Source organism: Lentibacillus kapialis (assembly GCF_014646635.1).
GTDB lineage: Bacteria > Bacillota > Bacilli > Bacillales > Amphibacillaceae > Lentibacillus > Lentibacillus kapialis.
Window position 1 is genome coordinate 1 of the sequence record NZ_BMNQ01000024.1, and the last position, 23,578, is coordinate 23,578.

Consider the following 23,578-nt stretch of genomic DNA (forward strand, 5'->3'; position numbering starts at 1 on the left):
GTGGATGTTTCGCTCGTCGCTTTCCGTGGGCTTGTCCTCAGCCTCCTCGAAAAAGAAGGTCGCTTTTTCTGCGGGGTCTTCACACTGCGCATTCCCACAGGAGTCTCCGTGTTTTTCCTCCGCTAGTTAGTTTCACTACTATATTCACTCATTCATTTCAACCATAGATTTTGGTGTTGACCAAAATTATTTGCCTATAAAAATGTTCGCTTCACACGATTCCAATAGGAGTTGTTTTTCAGTTTTACGGTTTTGATTAATTTATCGCTCAATTTAGCAGTTATATTTTGAATATTCCTGACAGGGTAGGCTTCATTGTCCAATCCGATTATCGGATGATCATTTCCATCCTGAACAACCTCTAGTGTCAGAGTACGGTCTTTGCTTAAGACGAACGACGAACCAAGCGTCCGATAACGGTTATTATTGAGTGACGCAATTTCAGACACCTGGAAGCACGGTATTTTAGGATCGATAACAGCACCCTGTGTCGATTTATTATAGCCGGTACTTCCGGTCGGTGTTGCCACAACCAGCCCATCTCCCCGGAATGTTTCAAAATGCAGATCATCGATATTGACATCAATAACAATTGATTTGATAATAGTTGAGCGGATACTGAGTTCATTCAAGCAGTTAAATGTGGCTTCACCGTTGACTTGCACATCGATGACCGGAAAACGGCGAACCTCCATCTCCTCATGCTGCATGGTATATAGCATGTCATCAAAGTTATCCATATTAAAATCACAGTATAATCCTGATTCATTTGAGCGGGTGATACCAGTGTATAAACAGTTCTGCCGGAAGCCGGTTTGACGGACAGCCTGCAGAAATGCACCGTCACCACCAACGCTTATCACGACGTTAGCGTCGCCAGGGTTTTCCACAATATGAAAATTGTTTTCTTCGGCTAACTTAAATAGTGGCTCTAATTTATGTTCAAGCTCTTCATCGGCAGGGTAGTAAAAATACAAATTATTTCGATTCGTCATATGAGAATCCCCCCATTTATCAGTTGACTTTATTCTATCACTCCATCTACATCTCCGACAAAATTAATGTTTAGTTATAAAATAATTTACACCGGATATGTGTAAAAAGAGGAAATTGCGGAAGCATAATGGCAAAAAGGTAACTGGTTTGGGGTGAGTTGATGGCTATTGGCATTCTAACATTTCTGTTCGTTTTTTTTATAATTATCTTATGTTCTCGTATTAAATTGTTCAACTCCGTCATGTTAACTCAGGAAGAACACGTTATTCGGGTTGTCTGTTATTTTTATCGGATACGGCTATTTGAAAAGTCAATTGATTTAGCGGAAGCAGATCGAGATCAGAAGGAGGAAACATTTCAGGATAGTATATCGTTTTTACATAAAAGTAGTCGAAATTTTGCTCAAAAAGCACAAGCGTTTCATGAGACCGTATCATTTATTTTGATACGGCTTCGGTTTCACAATCTTTCATGGCGAACGGAGATAGGCACCGGCAAAGCGCATACAACAGGTATAGCTGTCGGTGGCGTATGGACCTCAATCGGGGCGGTGATGGGGATATTAACTGCAAAAAGCCATTTTCTTTGTGAACCGACGATTACAGTAACGCCGCTTTTTAATCAAAAACACATTAGTTCGACTTTTGACTGCATGATATCCATCAGGGTAGGGCAAGCTATTTACGCATTACTGAAAATCATACGAAAATATCCTGTGAAACGGGAAGCTACCATCTAAGGAGGATTATCATGGATGAACATCCAATACAGGGTTTAATGACAACAGCAATGGAAAATTTGAAAGACATGACAGAAGTTAATACAATTATCGGTGATCCCATTGAATCACCGGTGGATGGAAGTGTGATAATTCCAGTATCGAAGCTGGGATTTGGATTCGCTGCAGGTGGGAGCGAATTTAATGGAGGAAGTTCCGGGGAATCCGGAAAAAATTCCATGCCTTTCGGTGGCGGAAGCGGTGGAGGTGTATCCGTAACCCCTGTCGCATTTTTAATTATAAATCCAAAAGGAATTAAAATGATTCATCTTGACGAAAGCACACATATATATGAAAAAATAATGGAATCGGCGCCGAAAGCGGTTGAAAAAGTTCAACAGCTCTTAAAAGAGTCGGGACTGCCGGATAAAATGAAACAGCAATCCGCACCGGAACAAAGCCAAAAAGAACAGGGACAACAAAAGAAGAAGGAAGAACAGCAGGAAACATCCCAACAGGAAGAGCAGCCTCAGCAGGGTCAAAGACGCCAACGTAAATCAAAACAATTTGACGATGAATTTGATCAGGATTACGATATTTAATTCATAAAATTTTCACATATTTCAATGCCTCTAACAGTGGACATGTATGGTCATTCCGTTCATAATAAAAACTATAGATTAATTTATAAAGGAAGGAATGATTCAATTGGCGGAAGTAACTTTCAACCAGGATCCGGTAACGCTGTTGGGGAATGAAATAGCAGTTGGTGATAAGGCACCTGACTTCACAGTTTTGGCCAATGACCTTCAAGAGGTCTCACTCAGCGACTATAAAGGCAAAGTGAAACTGATTGCGGCTGTACCGTCTGTTGACACAGGTGTTTGTTCAGACGAGACTAAGCGTTTTAATGAAGAGGCAGACAAACTGGAAAACGTACACGTCTTGACGATCAGTATGGATTTGCCATTTGCTCAAGGACGTTGGTGTGCTGCTAATGGTGTAAAAAATCTGGATACATTGTCGGACCACCGCAATTCAGATTTCGGGGAAAAATACGGCGTGCTCATAAAGGAACTCCGTCTTTTGGCGCGAGCCGTATTTGTAGTTGACTCAAATGATAATGTCACATACGTTGAATATGTGAATGAGGTTACCAACCTCCCGGACTTTGATAGTGCTTTAGAAGCAGCGCAAAAAGCAGAATGATGTTCATGACTCTCCTGCTGAAGACTTGGCAGGGGAGCTTTTTGTTTTTGGATCCGCCGGTCTTTTGATACAATGAAAACGTCTTGTGAGACAATTGATCGGAGGATTTATAATATGGATCAAACAAACGTGGAACGACTGTTTGAAAAGATTGACACTTTAGCTGAGGCAATCCAACAATCGATGAATGAAACGTATTTGGATAGTTTAACAATAGCACTCGATGCCATGTTTTATCAGGAGCCGCCTGATGATATGGATGAGAATATTATCAAAAAACTCCCGACCTTTCCGGAAACGGCATCTTATGAGGTCGTTGAGATTCGAAAAGCTGTTCAGCTGGCGATCTTAAAGGGAATGAAAGGAGCTACACAGCAGCAGCATCTGATGACTCCGGAAACAGTTGCCATGTTTGTCGGATATCTTGCTGCAAAGGTTACTAAAGGTGAAGAGAATCTCAGGGTGTTCGACCCTGCTAGCGGGACAGGAAACCTTCTGACAACTGTTTTGGAACAGGTGGACAATCTGAGACATGCTGCAGCAGGGGAAGTTGATCCCACCCTGATAAAGCTAGCTGTGTTGAATGCCAATCTTCAAAAAAAGGAAATTGAGTTTTTCCATCAGGACAGTTTAAGTCCATTTTTGATGGACCCTGTTGATTTAGTTATCAGTGATTTGCCGGTCGGTTATTATCCTGATGACATCAGAGCAAATGATTATGAACTGAAAGCGGATGAAGGCCATTCCTATGCGCATCATCTTTTCATTGAACAAAGCTTGAATTATACCAAAGCGGGCGGTTTTTTGGTTTTTGTTATTCCCGAATTCCTCTTTGACAGTGATCAATCTGATAAACTGCATGCTTATATCCAGGAAAATGCGCACATTATAGGTGTTTTACAGTTGCCGGAATCAGCATTCAAATCAGAAAAAAACCGAAAAAGCATCTTAATATTGCAAAAGAAGGGTCCGGAAACAATCGCTCTCAAACAGCCGCTGCTAGCCCAAGTACCGTCATTTAAAAATACCGATGCTATGAATGATATTCTGTCACAGATGAATGATTGGTTTTCAACAAATATGAATAAGTGATTGCATGAAGGAGGATTAATATGTCCAATGTACTCGCTATTAATGCCGGCAGCTCCTCATTGAAGTTCCAACTGATCCGGATGCCCGAAGAAAAAGTTTTGGCAAAAGGCCTCGTTGAGCGGATAGGCCTTTCCGATTCTGTTTTCACAATGGCTATTGATGAAAATGAGAATGAATCGGTGATCGATATACCGGAACATGAAACAGCTGTCGAACTGCTTTTGGAACAACTCAAATCATCCGGTGTCATTGAATCAATGGATGAAATTAATGCGGTGGGTCATCGTGTGGTCCATGGCGGCGAGAAGTTCAGTGATTCGGTTGTCATAACAGATCATGTCATTAAAACGATAGAAGAAGTATCTGAATTGGCCCCGTTGCATAACCCGGCAAACCTCACCGGGATAAAGGCGTTCCAAGAGATTCTCCCTGATGTTCCGATGGTGGCAGTATTTGATACGGCATTCCATCAGACAATGCCGGAGAAGTCTTATTTGTACAGCTTGCCATATGAGTATTACGAAAAATATGGTATACGAAAATATGGCTTTCATGGTACGTCTCATAAATATGTCTCACAACGAGCAGCTGAAATGCTTGGCTTGCCGGTCGAACAGCTGCGGCTTATTTCTTGTCATTTAGGAAACGGTGCGAGTATTGCTGCTATTGATAAAGGCAGATCAATTGATACGTCTATGGGCTTTACGCCTTTAGCTGGTGTAACAATGGGGACAAGGTCAGGGAATATAGATCCGGCGCTCCTGCCGTATATTATGGAGAAAACAGGCAAAGAAGCAGATGAGATCGTTAATATTTTAAACAAGAAAAGCGGAATGCTTGCTTTATCAGGTTTTTCGAGCGATCTGCGCGATATTGAACAGCACGCTGGTGAAAATGAACGTGCTGAACTGGCTCTGGAAGTTTTTGCGGCACGCATTCACAAATATCTGGGATCGTATGCTGCGAGAATGTCCGGTGTCGATGCGATTATCTTTACAGCAGGTGTCGGTGAAAATAGTGATGTAATCCGGGGGAAAGTGCTGAACGGTCTTGAATTTATGGGCGTGTATTGGGATCCATCCCGAAACAAAGTCCGCGGTAAAGAAGCATTCATCAATTACCCCCATTCTCCGGTGAAAGTTATGGTTATACCAACGAACGAAGAGGTAGTGATTGCGCGGGATACTGTACGTCTTACCAATTGAGATGATAGGGGGAAGTGTTTTGTCTGTTCATCAGCATAAGCGGGCGGGAGTCCCAGTTAATTGTATGATTATGACGATAAGTGATACAAGAACCGAGGAAACCGATAAAAGCGGAAATTTGATGGCAAATTTACTAGTTGAAGCAGGTCACAAGGTCAAAGAACGGACTATCGTGACCGATGAAAAAAATGCTATACGATCAAAAGTGCTGAAAATGAGTGAGCAGGAAAATATAGACGTAATACTCACAAATGGTGGAACCGGTATTGCACATCGTGATATCACGATTGAAACAATTAAGCCGATGCTTGATAAAGAGATGACAGGATTTGGAGAGATTTTCCGTATGTTAAGCTATCAGGAAGACATAGGTTCCTCCGCCATCATGTCAAGAGCGATTGCCGGTGTGATTGACAATATGGCGGTGTTTTCCACCCCCGGATCATCAGGTGCTGTTAAGTTAGCCATGAACAAGTTGATTATTCCCGAGTTGGCTCATGTCGTGAATGAATTAAAAAAAGATGTCCGTTGAGGCTAAAATTTGGAAAATCGCGCGACTTATGTTCTAACCTCAGAAGTATAAATTATGGAGGACCATATAAAAAACTTCGGCATTCGCTATAAGACGAGGCGAATGCCGAGTTTTTCTAAGAAATCGCGCGATGGCGGCATCATTTTTATAGCAGGAATCAAGTTGAAAATCACGATCTCAGCGGACAACCAGTACGTCACAGCTGGCATAACGTGTAATGCTTTCAGATACACTGCCGATCAGGAAGCGCTCAACTGCTCCCATACCCGTTGCACCACACACAATCAAATCTGCCGCAAAGCTGCCGGCAATGTCTTTGGCAATTTTTACCTTTGGCGATCCATACTCCACACATCTTGCTAAATTGGTTATCCCGGCTACCTTGGCATTTTCGACATAACTGTCCACGAGGTCTTTAGCATACTCTTCTGCACGTTCTGCGAGTGTGCGGTCATACGCTTCCGCTGTTGCAAATGTTCTTGAATCAACTACATGCGCCAATATCATTCGGGCGTTATTCCTTTTAACTATATCCAATGCTTTACGGAATGCTTTTTCAGAAGCCTCTGAACCATCAACTGCCACAACAATATGCTTGTATTCCAACGTCAATCCCTCCTCCTATTTATTATTTTAATACCCTTTTCACCCTTATTACAATCATATTCACCAATACTGGAAATATAAATCATTGTTTTTGTGTCCTGTTTATGAGCACACTAAAAATGGAGGTGATGAAACTTGGCAAAGGAAGATAAGTTCTTTGAAGATAAAAAGGGTATTTCAGCAGTAAGAAACCAATTATTGGAAAGCTACCAGAGCGGTGTTATTGAAGATAAAGATAAGCTTTCCAATAATCGGGGTATCCACAAGTACAACAACCAGAAAAATTAATGCTAATTAATCCACCCTTCCTTAAGGGTGGTTTTTTTTCGCGAGTGGCAGCACATACGCTATAGGGTGCAAATTCCGAATGCGCCGGGCAGCTTCGGCATTCGCTATAAGACGAGGCGAATGCCGAGTTTTTCTTAAATTTTGGTTTTCGTTCAAGATGCAGTGCTATTGGATTGGCTCAAGTTCACATGATTTTCGCTTAAGTTCACATAATTCCGGCTCAAGTTCACACAATTTCCGCTCAAGTTCACAAATTTTCGGCTCAAGTTCACAATTTGTTCGCTTTTTTCCAGTCAAAATGACACCCAAACTTGCTAATATGGTCATTCACGAAATTTAATAAAGGATTTTGGTTTGAAAACGAAAACAGCTCATCGGCGGGCTTTAGTTGACCATAGCTTACTGATCGGTAAGTATATCAATAACAGGGAAGCACGATGTTTTTTAATAAACTAATTGCAGTTATAGGTAAAACTGATAAAATATAGACGTGGAAGAATATAGAAGAACAAAGACAACCGTATCATTAATTAACTATCACGTTGTGTTTTGTCCTCGCTATAGAAGGAAGATATTTCTTGTTGCCAAAGTAGAACAAAGATTTACGAAATATGTGAATAGCTAAAAATAAAAGTGGTAGCCTTAGAATGCGGCAAAGACCATACACACATTTTTCTAAATGTACTTCCTACGCTAAGTCCTGCGAACATAATGGCAAAAATCAAAGGCGTGACATCTAAGCAATTGAGAGAGGAATTTCCCTCATCTTCAGCACTTGCCAAGTCTTTGGACACGTCCCTACTTTGTATTTACCGCAGGAAATGTATCGAGTCAAACCATAAAACGATATGTTGAACAACAAAAAACAAAGGGATGAAACCATGCCCCAAACAATAACTGTAAAAGTCAAATTGTTGCCTGCAAAAGAACAGGCTTTCATTGACCAAAAAGTGAGGCGTGCGATTGTTAATTTTGCTAAAGAAAATCAGATTTCTGTCATGCGTTTAAAGCAATTAGCGAATATTAGACAGACGACAAGAACCAGTCGACTGCGAACGCTTAGTCACTCAAGAATCCCACCCGTTAAACCAGGGCTTACGTCTTTAGACGTGGGAATCTCAAAGTTATGTTATAATTTTATATATAATGAAGGTCATTTTTTAGCAGTTAAGAAAGTATAAATTATTTCTTACTGCATAAGTGCAACTAAGGCTTTCGCCATTAAAGCTTGGCGATAAGCCAAGTTTTCTAATAACGTCAGAAAGTATAAATGATGGATGACCTTATAAGAAAAGCTTCGGCATCGCTATAAGACGAGGCGAATGCCGAGTTTTTCTAATGAATGTCGAAAGAGGAGGACAGTTGATGGGACATGCATTAATAACGGCAGGGACATCTGGATTAGGAAGGCAAGTGATTCAACAGTTTTTGGAAGCCGGGCATCGTGTCACAACAACATATTACAGTAACGCTGAAAAAGCTCGAGAGGTTCAAAATGAACTCGCTTCATACAGTCATTTATTACATATCGAACACGTGGACGTTACAAAAAAAGCAGACTTGAATAAACTGGTGAGTTATGCAGTAGAACATCATGGCGGTATCGATTATTTAATAAACAATGCGGGTCCTTTTGTATTCGAGCGAAAAGAACTGCTTGACTACTCAGATGATGAGTGGAATGAAATGATGCACGGTAATCTTGATGCTGTTTTTTATTTACTTAAGCTGACAGTCCCTTATATGCGCAAACAGCGATTTGGCAGAATTGTCAACTATGGTTTTCAAGGGGCAAACAGTGCATCCGGCTGGCCGTATCGCGCTGCATTTGCGGCAGCTAAGAGCGGATTGGTTTCATTGACGAAGACAATCGCTTTTGAAGAGGCTGAAAATCGGATTACTTCGAATATGGTCTGTCCAGGGAATATCACTGGTAAGATGAAGGAGGCAGGAATCGCCGACAGCAGAAAAGTCCCCGATGATAAAACACCGATCGGTAGACCAGGTACCGGAGAGGATATTGCACGAACCATATTGTACTTATGTGATCAGGATTCTGATATGATAACAGGAACCGTTTTTGAAATTACAGGCGGCATTGATGTGATTAATCGTTATCGCTAGTGTTTTGATGTGTTTTCAATGGGAATTTGTTATAATGAAAATGCTTTCAAAATAATTCATTTACATAGTATTCAGAAGGGGGATTATTGCTTTGAAAATTGGTGTGCCAAAGGAACTTAAGAACAATGAGAACCGGGTTGCTATGACGCCTGCCGGAGTGGTCACATTAATCGGTGCTGGTCACGAAGTTTATGTGGAAACAGGTGCCGGGCTGGGGTCGGGTTTTACGGATGCGGCTTATGCTGATGAAGGAGCAGTGATTGTTTCCACTGCAAAAGAAGCCTGGTCAAAAGAAATGGTAATGAAAGTTAAGGAACCGCTCCCTGAAGAGTATACCTATTTTTATGAGGGTCAGATTTTATTGACATTCCTACATCTGGCGGCTGAGCCGGAATTGACAGAAGCCTTAATTAATAGAAAAGTAGTCGGTATCGCTTATGAAACAGTACAAATTGCTAATGGCACATTGCCATTGCTGACACCAATGAGTGAAGTTGCCGGAAGGATGGCTTCACAAATTGGTGCACAGTTTCTGGAAAAAACCAAAGACGGAAAAGGTATACTGCTTTCAGGAATACCAGGCGTCAAGCGCGGAAAAGTGACTGTGATCGGCGGTGGCGGTGTCGGAACAAATGCCGCAAGAATCGCAATGGGTCTCGGTGCTGATGTGACTATTATTGATTTGGACCCGGGAAGATTGCGTGAACTTGATGAGATGTTTGGATCAGATATTAATACATTAATGTCTAATCCAAAAAATATTGCTGAGGCGGTTTCAGAATCTGATCTTGTTATAGGGGCTGTGCTGATTCCTGGAGCCAAGGCACCTACTTTAGTCACAGAAGATATGGTCAAGGCTATGCCGGAAGATTCGGTTATTGTGGATGTTGCTATTGATCAAGGGGGGATTGTTGAGACTAGTGATCGGATCACATCACATGATGATCCGACATATAAAAAGCATGGTGTCTTGCATTACGCTGTTCCTAATATCCCCGGGGCAGTACCGCGTACAGCAACCATTGGTCTGACAAACGTTACTGTGCCGTATGCGCTGCAGCTGGCCAATAAAGGATACCGGCAAGCATGTCTTGATAATGAAGCATTGTTGAAAGGTATCAATACACTGAATGGTTATGTGACATTTAAAGCAGTTGCCGAAGCACATGAGCTACATTATGATGATGTCCATTCGTTGCTTAACAGCTAATAAAAAGCGGTTCCTGATAGAACAGGGACCGCCTAATGGTTAGGGCTGAACGTAAGCATATGAAGATTAACCGTCATTGATATAGTCACGCCAGCAATTGTTTTAAGAGTTTGTTAATCAACAATTTGCAGTTCTTTTGGGAATTTGGTTAAGGCTTCAGCACCGTCATCTGTCATAAAAACCATATCTTCAATTCGCACACCACCTTGTCCCGGTACGTATATCCCAGGCTCGATCGTGTAGCACATGCCATTCTGAAGTTCCAGTCTGTTTTGGCTGTGCATTGATGGATATTCGTGCGTCTCAATCCCTAATCCGTGCCCAATGCGATGTAGAAAATAGTCGCCATATCCGGCTTGTTCAATATAACGCCGTGCGGCTAAGTCAATTTCGCCGACGGTTGTTCCGTTCCGGGAAGCTTGAAGTGCTTTTGTTTCAGCCTCTAATACAGTATGGTAAATGTGTTCCTGCTCAGAACTGACGGATTTATAAGCAACAGTCCGGCTGATATCAGAACAATAACCCTCAAAAACGACCCCAAGATCAAACAAAACAAGATCGCCCTGTTCTATTTTTTTCATGGATGGTGTACCATGTGGTGACGCCGTTTTAGCACCGGATAAAGCCATTGTTGAAAAAGACATCTGTTGTACACCCTGTTTCTTCAATTCATACTCAATTTTTGCTATGATTTCTAATTCACTCATATGGCTGTGTATGGCTTCAACGCCCGTTTTTATTCCAAAATCAGCAAGTTCAGCTGCCTGTTTCAGCTTCGCATATTCCTGTTGATCTTTAATGAGTCTTAAATTGGCCAATAATTCCTGTGCATCACTGAATTCTGTAGCTGGGAGTATTGATTTTACCTGGTTGAATCGTTCCACTGTTAAATGATTGTGTTCCACTGCTGTGGACTTTGGGATACTCTCGTTACGTTTCAGGAATTGGTAAAACAATTCCCATGGATCCTCGCTGTCAGTATATGAAATCATATTATATTCCCAGCCTACATGCTTGGCATCATCTTTTTCAAGCGCGGGAATAATCATTAATGGGTCATGATATTGACTGACATAAACCGCGATCAACCGTTCGTGCGGATCTGTGTAATAATTGCTTAAATAATAAAAATTGGCACTGGATGTGACAAGAATACTGTCCAGATCATTATGTTTAAGCCTGTTGTAAAGTGTGTTAAGTCTTTCCATTATAATAAACACTCCTCAATTGTAATAATATACCCCAGTATAACAAACCATGCCCAATTAGTCGTTTTCAGCTGATGCTAACTCCATTTATTGTAACATTAGAAAGTATAAATTATGGATGACCTGATAAAAAAGCGTTGGTAATCACTATAAACGAGACTAAGCCTGAGTTTTTTTGGAAAAATTAATGAAACCTTTTGAAAATACAAGACGTATTACTGATAGATTGCCACCAACAGTTTGAATGAGATGGAAAAATGGAAAATTAAAAAAGGGAGGATAATCAATGTTTAAATTTTTTAAGCGCGTGTCGACCGTTGTCGGTTCTGAGTTAAACGCTATGTTGGACAAAGCGGAAGATCCGGTAAAAATGCTCGATCAGTTTATAAGAGACATGGAAAATGACATACAAGAGGTCGAATCTGCGGTTGCTAAACAAGTGGCAAACGAAAAAATGCTGAAACGAAAAGCTGACGATGCTCAGGCGAAAGTCGACAAACGCGAAATTCAAGCTAAAGAAGCCATCGAGGCAGATGATGACAATCTAGCCAAAAGGGCTCTTGAAGACAAAGCAGAACATCAAAAACAAGCTGAAATGTTGCAAGAATCATGGGAAATGGCAAGCAAAGACAGCACTGAACTGCGGGATAAACTGGATGAAATGAAAAAAGAATATCAGCAAATGAAATTGAAGAAAGATTCGTTACAGGCACGTGCGGAGTCTGCCAAGACGAAAACAAAAATGAATCGGACTATGTCAGCGATAGGAAGTGACGAATCCAAAGAAGGTTTTGAACGGATGGAAGAAAAAGTGCTGCAGTATGAGGCGGAAGCCGATACCAGTGAAGACCTGTCACAAGCGAGCCGTTCATTGGATGAGGAATTTAAGAAATTGAAAAACCATAGTGATGTTGATGATGAATTGGCTGAACTTAAGAAAAAAATGGGGAAAGAATAATATGATACACAAGGTCCAGGGAAAATATTTTTTTATCCAAAGCACATTCGAACAATGGGGTTGCTAATTATGCCTCCTGGAAAATGCAGTACTTTTCCTTGGTTTAATATGAATAGTAATTCTCAAAAACGGGTAAAGGATTTTACGGGTCTCTATTGAATATATAGAGTGGAAATCATTTTGTAAAAGGAGCGATATTCATGAAAGTATCTTATCATGGACATTCTGTAGTTCGAGTTAAAACACAAAAGCACACCATTTTAATTGATCCGTTTATTACCGGAAACGAAGGATGTGACCTTGATCCGGGGTCTGTTGAAGCAGATGTTATCCTGTTGACTCATGGACATAACGATCATGTTGGAGATACTGAAGAAATAGCCAAGCGCAATGATTCACTGATTGTTGCCCCGAATGAATTGGCTGATTACCTCGGTAACAAAGGTCTGGACACTCACAATATGCATATTGGCGGGGCACATGAATTCGACTTCGGAAAAGTGAAGTATACTCAGGCTTTTCACGGTTCATCCTTTACAGAACAAGATGGTACAATTATCTATACGGGAATGCCAGCCGGGATATTGTTGACAATTGATGGCAAGACAATTTATCATGCTGGCGATACTGGGTTATTCAGTGATTTGAAGCTAATTGGTGATATGAATGATATTGATATGGCTTTTGTACCAATTGGAGATAATTTCACGATGGGACCTGATGATGCATTAGTTGCCACAGATTGGATTAATGCAAAAACAGTTGTCCCTGTTCATTACAATACATTCCCTGTGATTGAACAAGATCCTGAGGAATTTGTTTCCAGAGTTAAAACCGGCGATGGTCTCGCAATGAAAATAGGTGACGCAGTAGATTTATAAACAATATTTATTAACGTGAGCGCTGATGCTCACGTTTTTTGTTAAATTCCTCCAACAGATATGCCGAACATGCTATAATATAAGTGTACATGATTAACAACCTCTTTTATCTCTCATTTTACTATTTTTCAAAAAATTTAACAAGGAGTACATATGAATCCCATGTTAATACTGCTGTTTTTTCTTCTCGGTTTAATTTTTGGCTCGTTTTTCAATGTTGTCGGGATACGGGTTCCTCAGAAACTCCCCTTCGTCAATGACAGATCCATTTGTCCACATTGCAGCCGCCCATTGAAATGGTATGAACTCATTCCCGTTTCATCATACATATTTCAGCGTGGAAAATGCAGATATTGTCACAAAAATATCTCGTTGCTGTACCCGGCCATTGAGCTGATAACAGGGGTATTATTTGTATTATGTTATATTGAGACAGGACTGACGCCGGAGCTGGTCACTGCATTGTCTTTAATATCAATGTTAATAATGATTCTCGTTTCGGATATTAAATATATGTTAATTCCCAACAAAATACTTGGCTTCTTTTTGCCTTTGTTTATCACTATGCGTGTTATTCAGCCGCTTGAACCTTGGTGGTCTTCCATTGCTGGTGCTTTTGCGGGGATCTTGATTCTGGCAGTGATTATTCTCATGAGCCGCGGTGGTATGGGTGCAGGCGATATGAAGTTATTTGGTCTTCTTGGTATTGTCCTGGGGTTGGAAAAAGTGCTACTGGCGTTATTTATTTCCTGCATGATTGGCGCTGTTGTTGGAATTGGGTTGCTCCTATTTAAGGTGATTGATCGTAAACAACCGGTTCCATTCGGTCCCTATATTGTAGTTGCGTCGGTGATAACTTATTTTTTTGGAGACACTTTAATAATCTGGTATTTTAACAGTTTGATGTAAAGGAAAGAAAGTTTTTCTCTCGGGCAGTTCTGTACCAGCCGTATATTTCATAGATTAAAATCAAAGGAGGGATCGCTTTGCAGCATTTTGCAATTTTGCGTTTGCTTTTGGCGGGTTTTTTCTTGTATGTAGCCTGGCCTGTTATCCCCAGCGCTGTATCAACAGAAGCGTTTTTGTTTTGGGGTGCCTGGCTTGTTTTTTTCATTCTGGTGGTGGGTGCAAATTTTGCTGCGCTTTTACAAATGACAGAGCCGCCAGTTATGGAACAGGAAAGAGTGAATGAGCGTCAACAAGCTTAACCATTGAGGTTTAACTGTTTCAACTGTATAATAATTGGTAAGTATAAATACTAGTACAGTTTGAAAGACGGTGAACCGGATGGCAACCAAACATGAACAAATTTTGCAGCATATTTTGTCATTGGAAATTGGGCATAAAATTTCAGTAAGGCAGATTGCCAAATCGTTGAATGTCAGTGAAGGGACTGCCTACCGGGCTATTAAAGATGCTGAAAATCAGGGAATTGTCAGCACAATTGAACGTGTGGGTACGATCCGGATTGAGCGCAAAGAGAAGGAAAACTTTGAACGTTTGACATATGCTGAAGTCATTAAAATTGTGGATGGACAAGTTCTAGGCGGACGTAAAGGACTGCATAAAACACTGAATAAGTTCGTCATCGGGGCGATGCAGCTTGAAGCGATGATGCGTTATACCGAAGCAAGCTCATTGTTGATCGTCGGTAACCGGGTAAAAGCACATGAATTGGCTTTAAATGAAGGGGCCGCAGTCTTGATTACAGGTGGCTTTGATACGAACGATGACATTAAGCGACTTGCAGACGATAAACAACTTCCGATTATGTCTACAAGCTATGATACATTTACGGTCGCCGCCATGATCAACCGGGCAATTTATGATCAAATGATCAAAAAAGAAATTGTTTCTGTCGGCGATATTTATACACCTTACAATGAATCATTATACTTGTATGCAAAAGATAAACTGGAACGGTGGTATGAGCTGAACGAGCAATCTGCTCATACAAGATATCCGGTCGTCGATACAAAAGAGCGGGTCGCCGGAATGATTACATCAAGGGATTTGATAGGAAAAGATAAAAACGTTCTTGTTGAAAAAATCATGACACGGAATCCGATTACTGTTCAGAAAAAAACGTCGCTGGCTTATGCAGCTCATATTATGGTGTGGGAAGGGATTGAATTAGTTCCTGTGGTCGATACCTCCTATAAGCTGATCGGTGTTGTGTCACGACAGGATGTTCTGAAGGCATTACAGCAAACACAGCGCCAGCCGCAAACCGGCGAGACAATTGATGACATTGTTGCAAGTAATTTGGTTCCGGCAGAAGAAGATCAGACAGTTTTTCATGCACATGTAACACCGCAAATGACAAATCAGCTCGGAACTCTTTCCAACGGTGTATTCACAGCGCTAATGACAGAAGCAAGCAGCCAGCTGTTGCGCCATTATAAAAAAGGTGATCTCGTTGTCGAAAATCTCACCGTCTACTATTTAAAACCGGTTCAGATTGACAGTAACTTGATTATTCAACCGAAACTGATGGAAGCCGGACGTATTTATGCCAAAATGGATGTCGAAGTCTTCAACGGTAAAAAGATGGTCGGAAAAGGATTGTTGATGGCCCAGTTGATTGACCGTTAAGCAACTCATTCAGAAAAACGCAGGCATTCGCCTCGTCTTATAGCGAGTGCCGAGTTTTTCTATAAGGTCATCCAAAATTTATACTTTCTGACGTTACAAAAAAGAATCGGCTGTATTACCGATTCTGGGATTGTCCCACTAGGAGTCTTAAACATAATTAAGATATACAATGCTAAAGACGAACGATACTCCGCTTAAGCGAAGGAAATATACGTACACTCCTGCGGGAGGAAAGGCCTCGGTGAGACCCCGCGGTGCGTCAGCACGAGGAGGCTCACCAGCCGCCCTAAGGTGCGCGAAGTATATTTCCGTAGCGGATTATATACGCTAACTAGTTCGGATTTTTCCTTATCAAAACTACTTTTGTCCAACGCTCCTAGGTAGTTTTATTGTGCGTTCAGCCGCTTCCATTCCTGACGGTAGTGTTTGGCCTCCTTTAACCCAACATATAAGTTTGCGCTGCCGAAAACCAAAAAAACGATACCAATAAACAAAGATAACTGTGTTTGATAAAATAAATATTGGTTAATGGCAAAAAAGAAAATAAAACTTCCGAGACAGATACGGGATTTTGCGTTAAAATAAGCTTGAGTCAGCTCATCATTGCTCTTGATGATGGCAACTTTGTAATAGACCCAAAATACGAGTGAAAGTACGATAATAATGGGAAAAATAATCATTTCATCTGCTCCTGTTTGTAAGTCTTGTTATATTGTAGCTTTTTTTGGGTTAACAGAAAAGTGATATCCTCCATTGAAATGTGACAAAGTAAGGAGAATTAAATGAGCATACCACCTATTATCCAGGCCATCAAAACATATGATACGGTTATCATTCACCGACATGTACGACCGGATCCGGATGCGGTTGGCTCCCAGGCCGGTCTTAAAGAAATCATCAAGCAATCATTTCCTGATAAGGACGTTTATATTACCGGAAAAGCGGATCCATCTTTGGAGTTTCTAGCACGAATGGATGAAATTGACGATCATACATATGAAAATGCGCTTGTAGTTGTCTGTGATACGGCTAATGCCGCTCGTATCGATGATCAGCGGTATAAGCTTGGTGAAAAACTGATTAAAATCGATCACCATCCGGAAGTTGACCCATATGGTGACGTGATATGGGTGGATACAAGTGCAAGTTCGACCTGCGAAATGATTTATGATTTGTATCAGCAGGCAAAAGAAGATGGGTTTATTGTCAACGATGAAGCAGCCCGGCTTATTTATGCCGGCATCGTTGGTGATACCGGACGATTTCTATTTCCAAGTACAACCAAGAAAACATTTCAGCATGCCGCTGACCTCGTGACCTATCAATTTGACCGGCCAAGTCTGTATGACAACATCTATAATATAAAAGATAATATTGCGAAACTGCAGGGCTATATTCTGCAGCAATTTGAACTGTCGGATGCAGGATTGAGTACTGTTAAACTGTCAAAAAAACTGTTGGACAAATATGGGGTCAGTCCGAATGAAACTGGTCAGCTTGTAAGCGTATTGGGGAATATTGCAGGTATTAAGGCCTGGGCATTATTTATTGAAGAAGATGATATCATCAGGGTGCGTCTTCGTTCAAAGGGGCCTTCCATTAATCAAGTTGCCGCTGAATATAACGGTGGAGGACATCCTATGGCTTCAGGAGCCACTGTCAAGACATGGGAAGAAGCAGACAGCGTGATAAAGGACCTTGATCAGGTATGTATGAATTTTAAGTCACGATGATGAATGAGGCTATCCCCAATTTGGGAATAGCCTCTTTATTCGAAAAATAATTATTCATCTGTATAACGATGGGCGGATTGTATTCTTGTGACTGAGGTGGCAAGTGTGCCTCATTCGTTTCTAAGAGTTTTTTGTGCAGGTAAAGGAATAAACCAGCACCCGGTGTTCGTATGGTCACGATGCACATAAAGGCCTTCCCGGTCAATTGAACGCTGCATCAGCCGGATTAATTCTGCAGACTCGGCGTATGCTGTTTTCCCCTCTTTTAGCTCGGCAATTTTCGCATCACGCAGACGACGGTAACTCATTACGGGCATATTAATCCAACTCCCTCTCAAAGAGTAGTTCGGTGCTAATTTTATTATATATGTTTAGAGGGGAAATGACCGTAAAAGTATCAATATTTCATAAAATGTTCACACTATTCCGCTATCTCAGCTTCAACTGCCAGCTTGACTGTGTGATGGATAATGAGTGTATCGACAGTAAATTGATAAGTGAAATCATCAACTGTGAAATCTTTGTTCTCAATTGTAGCTTTTAATAAGCCATCACTTTCGGAAATGATGGATACATCTTTTCCGACAATATGTGTGATTTCCTCTTTTATTAATTCCTCCAAGTCATGTATAATTAAACTATCAGGCAAATCTTCTTCGTTCGTTATCGATATGTCAATCGTTTCCACTTTAATCGGTTCTTTTGATTTTTCATCAAGATTCTCGTTGTCCTCTAGTAATGCTTCATTTTGGTTTTTAAGCTCTGTTACTTCTGATTTCAGGTTGCGGTTTTCTGCCAAAAGCTCACCATACATAGAACCATGCATATATATAAAAATAAAATAGGAAAAGACCGCACCGGCAAAGGCCCCTGCCAGGAAGCGCTGAACGGATTTTTTTTTATAATATGGCGGAATATGCATTACCCGACATCCTCCTGAATCAGCCAGCCAATGATGGTAATACCGGCTTTAACTCCACCCATTGCTGTTAAAATAAGCATGATCTGTTTAAACAGGTCAAAAGTGGATCCGTTCAGAAGTCCTTTTTCAAAATTGGCAATGGCATCAAATGTACCACCAATTGCTGCTACAATTGCCCAAATTCGAAGTCTGTCAGCAATCCTGTTCATTTGGGTGAAAGGTGCATCTCCTGTCACAAATGCGCCAATGCTGCCGATTATGGCACCGCCCACAATGACACCGAACGCTATGAAAAAACAATGAATGAGTTGAGCTATAAACCGTTCTTCCATCATGAACGCTCCTTGTCTATATATTACTAAATTTTATGAGCGGCATGGACAAGATATGTCTGAGTGCATGAAATGTATCAAATGCAGTTTTTAGCAAGATTAGCTATAATGAGTGTACATAAATAAAAGGAGAAGTGGAGCAGCATGTCGTTCACGCATTTACAAGTCCGAAGCGGATACAGTTTTATGAAAAGCACCATAACCGTTGAAAAACTGGCTGAAAAAGCTAAGGAATTAGAATTTGATGCGTTGGCTCTCACCGATGAACATGTATTGTATGGTGCCATCCCTTTTTATAAAGCTTGTCAGCAAAATGGGATAAAGCCGATCATCGGCATGAACGTGATGGTCACTTCTTCAGAGGAAGAGCCGGACTACTGCATTTTGTTAGCTAAAAATAATCATGGCTATCAAAATTTAATTCAATTGAGCACTCATATTCAGTTATCACACCATAACGGTATAGACCATTCTGAGCTTGTATCATACAGTGATGATCTGATATGTGTCATTATTACAGCGGACTCCAAATTGGGTGCGCTGCTGGCAGATGACCCATATAACAGGGTGAAGGATTACCTGGATACAAGATGGCATATGTTTAATAAGGATGACTTTTATCTTGGTGTTCAGGACCATGGCCTGCCCGAAGAACACAAGATTAATCAGGCTGTTAAAGCATTCCGGGAAGTGTATCAGACGAAAGCGGTTTTAGTGAATGACGTCAGATACATCGATCAGAAGGATGATGCGGCGTATGATTGTCTGCGCTCGATGAAGGATGACAAAAAATGGCCGCTTCGGATCACAGATCGCACAGTTAAAGAACGCTATTTGCGCTCAGTGTCTGAGATGGAAGAACTGTTTGGGCAGACTTGGCCGAAAGTGATTGAGGAAACAGCTGTCATTGCTGCGAATTGTAATGTGAAGCTGAATTTTGATATGAGAATGCTGCCTTCTTATCCAGTTCCGGGATACACAGATGCCCATACATACCTTGAGAAAATATGCTTTGAAAATGTCAGGCAAAAATATAGGATTATGACAGAAGAAATATATAGCCGCCTTACGTATGAATTGAACGTTATTCAGTCGATGCAGTTCAGTGATTACTTTTTGATTGTCTGGGATTTTGTTGACTATGCAAAAAAACATGACATTTTGGTCGGACCGGGTCGGGGCTCTGCTGCCGGTTCACTTGTTGCTTATGTATTGGGAATTACAGAAGTTGATCCGATGAAATATGGTTTGCTGTTTGAGAGGTTCCTGAATCCCGAACGTGTCACGATGCCTGATATCGATATTGATTTTTCCGATCACAGACGGGATGAAGTGATTGAATACGTACGTGACAAATACGGAGACGATCATGTCGCACAAATCATTACATTCGGGACGTTTGCAGCCAGATCCGTATTGCGGGAGCTGTTTAAAACGATGGATGTCGACCAACAGGATGCTTATTTTATTTTAAAAGAAATACCCGCTCAGGCAAGGGGACCAATTGCAACCTGTGTAAAAGAATCTCAGGATCTGCAGCAGTATATTAAGCAATCTGAGAAATTGAAAGTTCTCTTTACAATTGCCGCAAAATTGGAAGGATTGCCGAGACATATGTCTACACATGCGGCCGGGGTTGTCATCAGCGAGGAGTCGCTCGTCAAGCATGTTCCGTTGAACGTCGGAACCCACGACACCTATTTGACACAGTATGCTATGAATGATTTAGAATCAATCGGGTTATTGAAGATGGATTTTCTTGGACTGCGTAATTTAACATTATTGGAAAAGATCCTTCAGACACTTCAGTTTACTGAAAAACTGACAATTAAACTGGCGGACATACCAGACGAAGATGAAGATACTTACAATTTGCTGCAGCAGGGGAAGACGAATGGTGTTTTTCAATTGGAATCTCAAGGTATGAAACAGGTACTTATACGTCTGAAGCCGACAACGTTTGAGGATATTGTAGCCGTCAACGCCCTGTTCCGCCCTGGTCCGATGGAAAACATTCCGGTTTATATTGATCGCAAACATGGCCGGGAGAAAATCACATATCCGCATCCCGATCTGGAACCTATTTTGAAAAAAACGTACGGGGTACTGATATACCAAGAACAAATTATGCAGATTGCCCATGAAATTGCCGGGTTTTCATTGGGGCAGGCTGATATTTTACGCCGGGCAGTCAGTAAGAAGCAGCAGCAGGTAATGGATCAACAGCGCGAAGTCTTTATTCGGGGCTGTCTTGACAACGGGTATACGGAATCTGTAGCCGAAGAAATGTTCCAGTGGATTGTTAAGTTTTCCAATTATGGTTTTAACAGGAGTCATGCCGTTGCATACAGTAAAATTTCCTATCAGCTTGCATACCTGAAGGCCCATTATCCTGCCGGCTTTTTTGCAGAGTTACTGAGTTCAGTAGGTAATCAGCAGGATAAAGCAGATGTCTATATAAAAGAATTGAAAGATTTCGATCTCTCATTAGCACAACCTTCCATCAACAAAAGTTTTGGCAAATATTCAGTGGAAAACAAGCGAATCCGGATGGGTTTTCAGGCTATTAAGGGTATTGGACATCAGGCTATTAAAGAAATAATCCAGGTAAGAAAGGAGGGCCTGTTCAAGAGCCTGTTTGATTTTTGTTTACGGGTATCACTTTCGGTGATTAACCGTAAGACGCTGGAAACACTGGTGATGGCAGGAGTGTTTGATGAGATTTATGGAAACCGGGCAAGTCTTCTGGCATCAATAGACCAGGCCCTGGAGCAGGGGGAGTTGTTTAAAGAATTCAGAGGGCAGTCAAATCTTTTTCGAGACAGGATTGACCTTGAAGAAAATTATGTTTCGATAGAAGATTTTAGCCTTATGAAAAAGTTAGCGGATGAGAAAGAACTTCTGGGCATTTATGTATCCAGTCATCCGTTTAATAATTATCGTAATGTGTTAAAAGCAAATGGCTATATCGCCATGTCGGATGCAGAAGGAATGGAAGGAAAGCGAAACTTGAAAAGTGCCGGAATCGTACAAACAATTAAAACAATCCGGACGAAGCGTGGTGACCCGATGGCATTCTTGACACTTGGTGATGAAACAGGCGACTTGGAGGCTGTTGTATTTCCGGATTTGTACAGGGAAGTGCACCGTTGGCTTTCAGAGGATATGCTCGTAATATTCAGTGGAAAGATTGAGCGTCGTAACAGGCAACTTCAATGGATTGTGTCTGGTATGGACATGTTTAGCAAACAAGAGTGGGAAGTTAATGAAGGCGAGCGCTTATTTATCAAATTAACTGAGGATCATCGTGATAATGCACTTCCAGTTATTAAAAATATCACAAGTAAAAACCCCGGCAGGACACCTGTCATCATTTATGATCAAAAAGAAGGCAGGACCTATCAACTATCCCATGCTTATCTTGTCCAGCCTGATAAAACATGTATGGATTTGCTGAGAAGTCATTTCGGTACAGGTAATGTTGTGCTGGACTCGGTCAATAGAAAACGAAAAGGAGAAAAGTGACAAGACCATCCATTTTTTTCTTTACATAGACAAGCGATTTGTTATAATGAAACCACTAAGTGGTCTGACCACCCTGTTAGTGAATTCGTTTCCCAAAGCTCTGAGTGGCTTCCAGATCTCCACAGATCGTGGACGGTTGTGGAAGGACAGACGAAATGACTCTTTGGGCTACCCTATAAAGGAGTGAATAGTTTGCCAAATTTAAGAGATGAAGCATTGCATATTCATAAAATGAACAAAGGAAAACTTTCGACCGAGGCCAAAATTCCTGTCCGTAATGCACGGGATTTGAGTTTGGCTTATTCGCCAGGAGTGGCAGAACCGTGTAAAGAAATTTATGATCATAAAGACAATGTATATGAGTATACGATGAAGGGAAACATGGTCGCAGTCGTAAGTAACGGATCAGCGGTACTGGGACTCGGAAATATCGGGGCCGAAGCGTCATTGCCTGTAATGGAAGGAAAATCTGTCCTGTTTAAGAGTTTTGCAGGGGTGGATTCCTTTCCTATCTGCCTCGATTCGCATGATGTCGATAAAATCGTTGAAACAGTTAAAATGATGCAACCGTCATTCGGCGGCGTCAACCTGGAGGACATCGCGGCGCCCAATTGTTTTATAATTGAAGAACGTCTAAAAAAAGAAACAAGCATCCCTATTTTTCATGATGATCAGCATGGAACGGCCATTGTTACTGTTGCCGGTTTGATGAATGCACTGAAATTATCCGGCAAATCATTCTCGGATATTAAGGTTGTGGCTAACGGTGCCGGTGCTGCGGGTATAGCTATTATGAAACTATTGTATAGTCTTGGCGTACGTGACATGATTATGTGTGATTCAAAAGGCGCCATTTTTGAAGGCAGAAACTATGGTATGAACGATGTTAAAGAAGAAGTTGCTAAAATGACCAATAAAGACAAAGTGGAGGGATCGCTGGAAGAAGTGCTTGAAGGCGCGGATGTGTTTATTGGCGTGTCTGTCGGTGATCTGCTGTCAAAAGACATGGTGAAGAAGATGGAGGACGATCCGATTATCTTTGCTATGGCAAACCCTGATCCGGAGATCTTGCCAGGTGATGCAAAGGAAGCAGGTGCCAAGGTCATTGGAACCGGACGCTCCGACTTCCCTAACCAGGTTAACAATGTTCTTGCATTCCCAGGTATTTTCAGAGGGGCATTGGACGTTCGGGCAACGCGTATCAACGAACGAATGAAAATTGCTGCGGCAGAAGCTATTGCATCGCTTATAACAGAAAGTGAACTGAGTGAAGACTATGTAATCCCGGCTCCATTTGATCCTAGAGTTGCACCCCTTGTAGCATCGAGTGTTGCACAGGCGGCAATGGAATCAGGTGTTGCCAGAATCAATGTTAATCCGGAAAGTGTGGCTGAAAAAACAAGAAGGCTAACAAAAATAGATGAGGAGTAAGAACCTCTTAAAG

24 protein-coding genes and 2 pseudogenes are annotated in these 23,578 nt (G+C 41.4%); 19 read left to right on the forward strand and 7 right to left on the reverse strand.

The features are described from left to right. Nucleotides 1-194: 194 nt before the first annotated feature. Complete coding sequence (locus IEW67_RS09600; RefSeq protein WP_188632851.1) at nt 195-995, reverse strand: NAD kinase; 801 nt, start codon at nt 993-995, stop codon at nt 195-197. A 161-nt stretch (nt 996-1,156) separates the two neighbouring features. On the opposite strand from IEW67_RS09600, the gene IEW67_RS09605 reads away from it, so the two are divergent. From IEW67_RS09605 to IEW67_RS09630, 6 genes are all read left to right on the forward strand, one after another. After that, on the forward strand, nt 1,157-1,735 hold the full coding sequence (locus tag IEW67_RS09605; RefSeq protein WP_188632852.1) for a DUF2953 domain-containing protein: 579 nt from the start codon (nt 1,157-1,159) through the stop codon (nt 1,733-1,735). 11 nt (nt 1,736-1,746) lie between these two features. Then, on the forward strand, nt 1,747-2,316 hold the full coding sequence (ytfJ, locus tag IEW67_RS09610; RefSeq protein WP_188632853.1) for a GerW family sporulation protein: 570 nt from the start codon (nt 1,747-1,749) through the stop codon (nt 2,314-2,316). A 106-nt stretch (nt 2,317-2,422) separates the two neighbouring features. Beyond that, complete coding sequence (tpx, locus tag IEW67_RS09615) at nt 2,423-2,923, forward strand: thiol peroxidase (protein ID WP_188632854.1); 501 nt, start codon at nt 2,423-2,425, stop codon at nt 2,921-2,923. A gap of 114 nt (nt 2,924-3,037) precedes the next feature. Next, a complete protein-coding gene (locus IEW67_RS09620) occupies nt 3,038-4,015 on the forward strand; it encodes a class I SAM-dependent methyltransferase (RefSeq protein ID WP_188632855.1) in 978 nt (325 codons plus the stop codon). A 20-nt stretch (nt 4,016-4,035) separates the two neighbouring features. Next, nucleotides 4,036-5,220: an acetate kinase gene (locus tag IEW67_RS09625; RefSeq protein ID WP_188632856.1), complete on the forward strand. Its 1,185-nt coding sequence runs from the start codon at nt 4,036-4,038 to the stop codon at nt 5,218-5,220. A gap of 19 nt (nt 5,221-5,239) precedes the next feature. Beyond that, nucleotides 5,240-5,752, forward strand: a complete 513-nt coding sequence (locus tag IEW67_RS09630; RefSeq protein WP_188632857.1) for a MogA/MoaB family molybdenum cofactor biosynthesis protein — start codon at nt 5,240-5,242, stop codon at nt 5,750-5,752. A gap of 177 nt (nt 5,753-5,929) precedes the next feature. On the opposite strand, the gene IEW67_RS09635 is transcribed toward IEW67_RS09630, so the two are convergent. Further along, the gene (locus IEW67_RS09635) at nt 5,930-6,358 is read right to left on the reverse strand and encodes a universal stress protein (RefSeq protein WP_373288511.1); all 429 of its coding nucleotides are present in this window, start codon (nt 6,356-6,358) and stop codon (nt 5,930-5,932) included. Nucleotides 6,359-6,493: 135 nt separating this feature from the next. On the opposite strand from IEW67_RS09635, the gene IEW67_RS09640 reads away from it, so the two are divergent. The 5 genes and pseudogenes from IEW67_RS09640 (at nt 6,494) to ald (ending at nt 9,980) form a co-directional block, all read left to right on the forward strand. Continuing rightward, nucleotides 6,494-6,646 carry a hypothetical protein gene (locus tag IEW67_RS09640; RefSeq protein WP_188632859.1) on the forward strand — a complete coding sequence of 51 codons (153 nt, stop codon included), beginning with the start codon at nt 6,494-6,496 and terminating at the stop codon, nt 6,644-6,646. A 490-nt stretch (nt 6,647-7,136) separates the two neighbouring features. After that, a pseudogene (tnpA, locus tag IEW67_RS09645) lies at nt 7,137-7,523 on the forward strand (IS200/IS605 family transposase). Between the two features lie 64 nt (nt 7,524-7,587). Continuing rightward, nucleotides 7,588-7,695 (forward strand): annotated as a pseudogene (locus tag IEW67_RS18535) (RNA-guided endonuclease TnpB family protein); the annotation flags it as partial. A 316-nt stretch (nt 7,696-8,011) separates the two neighbouring features. Beyond that, nucleotides 8,012-8,770, forward strand: coding sequence for an SDR family oxidoreductase (locus tag IEW67_RS09650; RefSeq protein ID WP_188632860.1), 759 nt, complete (start codon nt 8,012-8,014; stop codon nt 8,768-8,770). 91 nt (nt 8,771-8,861) lie between these two features. Then, nucleotides 8,862-9,980, forward strand: coding sequence for an alanine dehydrogenase (ald, locus tag IEW67_RS09655; protein ID WP_188632861.1), 1,119 nt, complete (start codon nt 8,862-8,864; stop codon nt 9,978-9,980). A gap of 113 nt (nt 9,981-10,093) precedes the next feature. On the opposite strand, the gene IEW67_RS09660 is transcribed toward ald, so the two are convergent. Beyond that, nucleotides 10,094-11,191, reverse strand: a complete 1,098-nt coding sequence (locus IEW67_RS09660) for a M24 family metallopeptidase (RefSeq protein WP_373288513.1) — start codon at nt 11,189-11,191, stop codon at nt 10,094-10,096. Nucleotides 11,192-11,474: 283 nt separating this feature from the next. On the opposite strand from IEW67_RS09660, the gene IEW67_RS09665 reads away from it, so the two are divergent. The 5 genes from IEW67_RS09665 (at nt 11,475) to IEW67_RS09685 (ending at nt 15,622) form a co-directional block, all read left to right on the forward strand. Further along, the gene (locus IEW67_RS09665; RefSeq protein WP_188632863.1) at nt 11,475-12,146 is read left to right on the forward strand and encodes a PspA/IM30 family protein; all 672 of its coding nucleotides are present in this window, start codon (nt 11,475-11,477) and stop codon (nt 12,144-12,146) included. A 200-nt stretch (nt 12,147-12,346) separates the two neighbouring features. After that, on the forward strand, nt 12,347-13,027 hold the full coding sequence (locus IEW67_RS09670) for a metal-dependent hydrolase (RefSeq protein ID WP_188632864.1): 681 nt from the start codon (nt 12,347-12,349) through the stop codon (nt 13,025-13,027). Between the two features lie 153 nt (nt 13,028-13,180). After that, nucleotides 13,181-13,936 (forward strand): prepilin peptidase, encoded by a 756-nt coding sequence (locus IEW67_RS09675; protein WP_188632865.1) that lies wholly within the window; start codon nt 13,181-13,183, stop codon nt 13,934-13,936. Nucleotides 13,937-14,013: 77 nt separating this feature from the next. Next, nucleotides 14,014-14,235 (forward strand): hypothetical protein, encoded by a 222-nt coding sequence (locus IEW67_RS09680; protein WP_188632866.1) that lies wholly within the window; start codon nt 14,014-14,016, stop codon nt 14,233-14,235. A gap of 79 nt (nt 14,236-14,314) precedes the next feature. Next, nucleotides 14,315-15,622 carry a DRTGG domain-containing protein gene (locus IEW67_RS09685; protein ID WP_188632867.1) on the forward strand — a complete coding sequence of 436 codons (1,308 nt, stop codon included), beginning with the start codon at nt 14,315-14,317 and terminating at the stop codon, nt 15,620-15,622. Nucleotides 15,623-16,008: 386 nt separating this feature from the next. Here IEW67_RS09685 and IEW67_RS09690 read toward each other — a convergent pair whose 3' ends face one another. After that, the gene (locus tag IEW67_RS09690; RefSeq protein WP_188632868.1) at nt 16,009-16,302 is read right to left on the reverse strand and encodes a YtpI family protein; all 294 of its coding nucleotides are present in this window, start codon (nt 16,300-16,302) and stop codon (nt 16,009-16,011) included. A gap of 102 nt (nt 16,303-16,404) precedes the next feature. On the opposite strand from IEW67_RS09690, the gene IEW67_RS09695 reads away from it, so the two are divergent. Beyond that, entirely contained in the window at nt 16,405-17,355 is a 951-nt protein-coding gene (locus IEW67_RS09695; RefSeq protein ID WP_188632869.1) for a DHH family phosphoesterase, read from the forward strand. Nucleotides 17,356-17,465: 110 nt separating this feature from the next. Here IEW67_RS09695 and IEW67_RS09700 read toward each other — a convergent pair whose 3' ends face one another. From IEW67_RS09700 to ytrH, 3 genes are all read right to left on the reverse strand, one after another. Beyond that, entirely contained in the window at nt 17,466-17,672 is a 207-nt protein-coding gene (locus IEW67_RS09700) for a YtzJ family protein (RefSeq protein ID WP_188632870.1), read from the reverse strand. 104 nt (nt 17,673-17,776) lie between these two features. Beyond that, nucleotides 17,777-18,277: a sporulation membrane protein YtrI gene (ytrI, locus tag IEW67_RS09705; RefSeq protein ID WP_188632871.1), complete on the reverse strand. Its 501-nt coding sequence runs from the start codon at nt 18,275-18,277 to the stop codon at nt 17,777-17,779. Beyond that, on the reverse strand, nt 18,277-18,609 hold the full coding sequence (gene ytrH, locus IEW67_RS09710) for a sporulation membrane protein YtrH (protein ID WP_188632892.1): 333 nt from the start codon (nt 18,607-18,609) through the stop codon (nt 18,277-18,279). The genes ytrI and ytrH overlap by 1 nt, the downstream gene beginning before the upstream one ends. Before the next feature lie 144 nt (nt 18,610-18,753). On the opposite strand from ytrH, the gene dnaE reads away from it, so the two are divergent. Together dnaE and ystJ are read left to right on the forward strand one after the other, a co-directional pair. Continuing rightward, nucleotides 18,754-22,134, forward strand: a complete 3,381-nt coding sequence (dnaE, locus tag IEW67_RS09715) for a DNA polymerase III subunit alpha (RefSeq protein ID WP_188632872.1) — start codon at nt 18,754-18,756, stop codon at nt 22,132-22,134. Between the two features lie 192 nt (nt 22,135-22,326). Further along, complete coding sequence (gene ystJ, locus IEW67_RS09720; protein WP_308430726.1) at nt 22,327-23,565, forward strand: NADP-dependent malic enzyme; 1,239 nt, start codon at nt 22,327-22,329, stop codon at nt 23,563-23,565. The last annotated feature ends 13 nt before the right edge of the window (nt 23,566-23,578 follow it).

Coding starts and splice junctions, on each gene's coding strand:
- IEW67_RS09690 (WP_188632868.1), bottom strand. CDS start 16,302: ATGATTATTTTTCCCATTATTATCGTACTTTCACTCGTATTTTGGGTC.
- IEW67_RS09700 (WP_188632870.1), bottom strand. CDS start 17,672: ATGCCCGTAATGAGTTACCGTCGTCTGCGTGATGCGAAAATTGCCGAG.
- IEW67_RS09650 (WP_188632860.1), top strand. CDS start 8,012: ATGGGACATGCATTAATAACGGCAGGGACATCTGGATTAGGAAGGCAA.
- IEW67_RS09605 (WP_188632852.1), top strand. CDS start 1,157: ATGGCTATTGGCATTCTAACATTTCTGTTCGTTTTTTTTATAATTATC.
- IEW67_RS09620 (WP_188632855.1), top strand. CDS start 3,038: ATGGATCAAACAAACGTGGAACGACTGTTTGAAAAGATTGACACTTTA.
- ytrI (WP_188632871.1), bottom strand. CDS start 18,277: ATGCATATTCCGCCATATTATAAAAAAAAATCCGTTCAGCGCTTCCTG.
- IEW67_RS09665 (WP_188632863.1), top strand. CDS start 11,475: ATGTTTAAATTTTTTAAGCGCGTGTCGACCGTTGTCGGTTCTGAGTTA.
- IEW67_RS09625 (WP_188632856.1), top strand. CDS start 4,036: ATGTCCAATGTACTCGCTATTAATGCCGGCAGCTCCTCATTGAAGTTC.
- dnaE (WP_188632872.1), top strand. CDS start 18,754: ATGTCGTTCACGCATTTACAAGTCCGAAGCGGATACAGTTTTATGAAA.
- IEW67_RS09675 (WP_188632865.1), top strand. CDS start 13,181: ATGAATCCCATGTTAATACTGCTGTTTTTTCTTCTCGGTTTAATTTTT.
- ytrH (WP_188632892.1), bottom strand. CDS start 18,609: ATGGAAGAACGGTTTATAGCTCAACTCATTCATTGTTTTTTCATAGCG.
- IEW67_RS09670 (WP_188632864.1), top strand. CDS start 12,347: ATGAAAGTATCTTATCATGGACATTCTGTAGTTCGAGTTAAAACACAA.
- IEW67_RS09600 (WP_188632851.1), bottom strand. CDS start 995: ATGACGAATCGAAATAATTTGTATTTTTACTACCCTGCCGATGAAGAG.
- IEW67_RS09695 (WP_188632869.1), top strand. CDS start 16,405: ATGAGCATACCACCTATTATCCAGGCCATCAAAACATATGATACGGTT.
- IEW67_RS09685 (WP_188632867.1), top strand. CDS start 14,315: ATGGCAACCAAACATGAACAAATTTTGCAGCATATTTTGTCATTGGAA.
- ytfJ (WP_188632853.1), top strand. CDS start 1,747: ATGGATGAACATCCAATACAGGGTTTAATGACAACAGCAATGGAAAAT.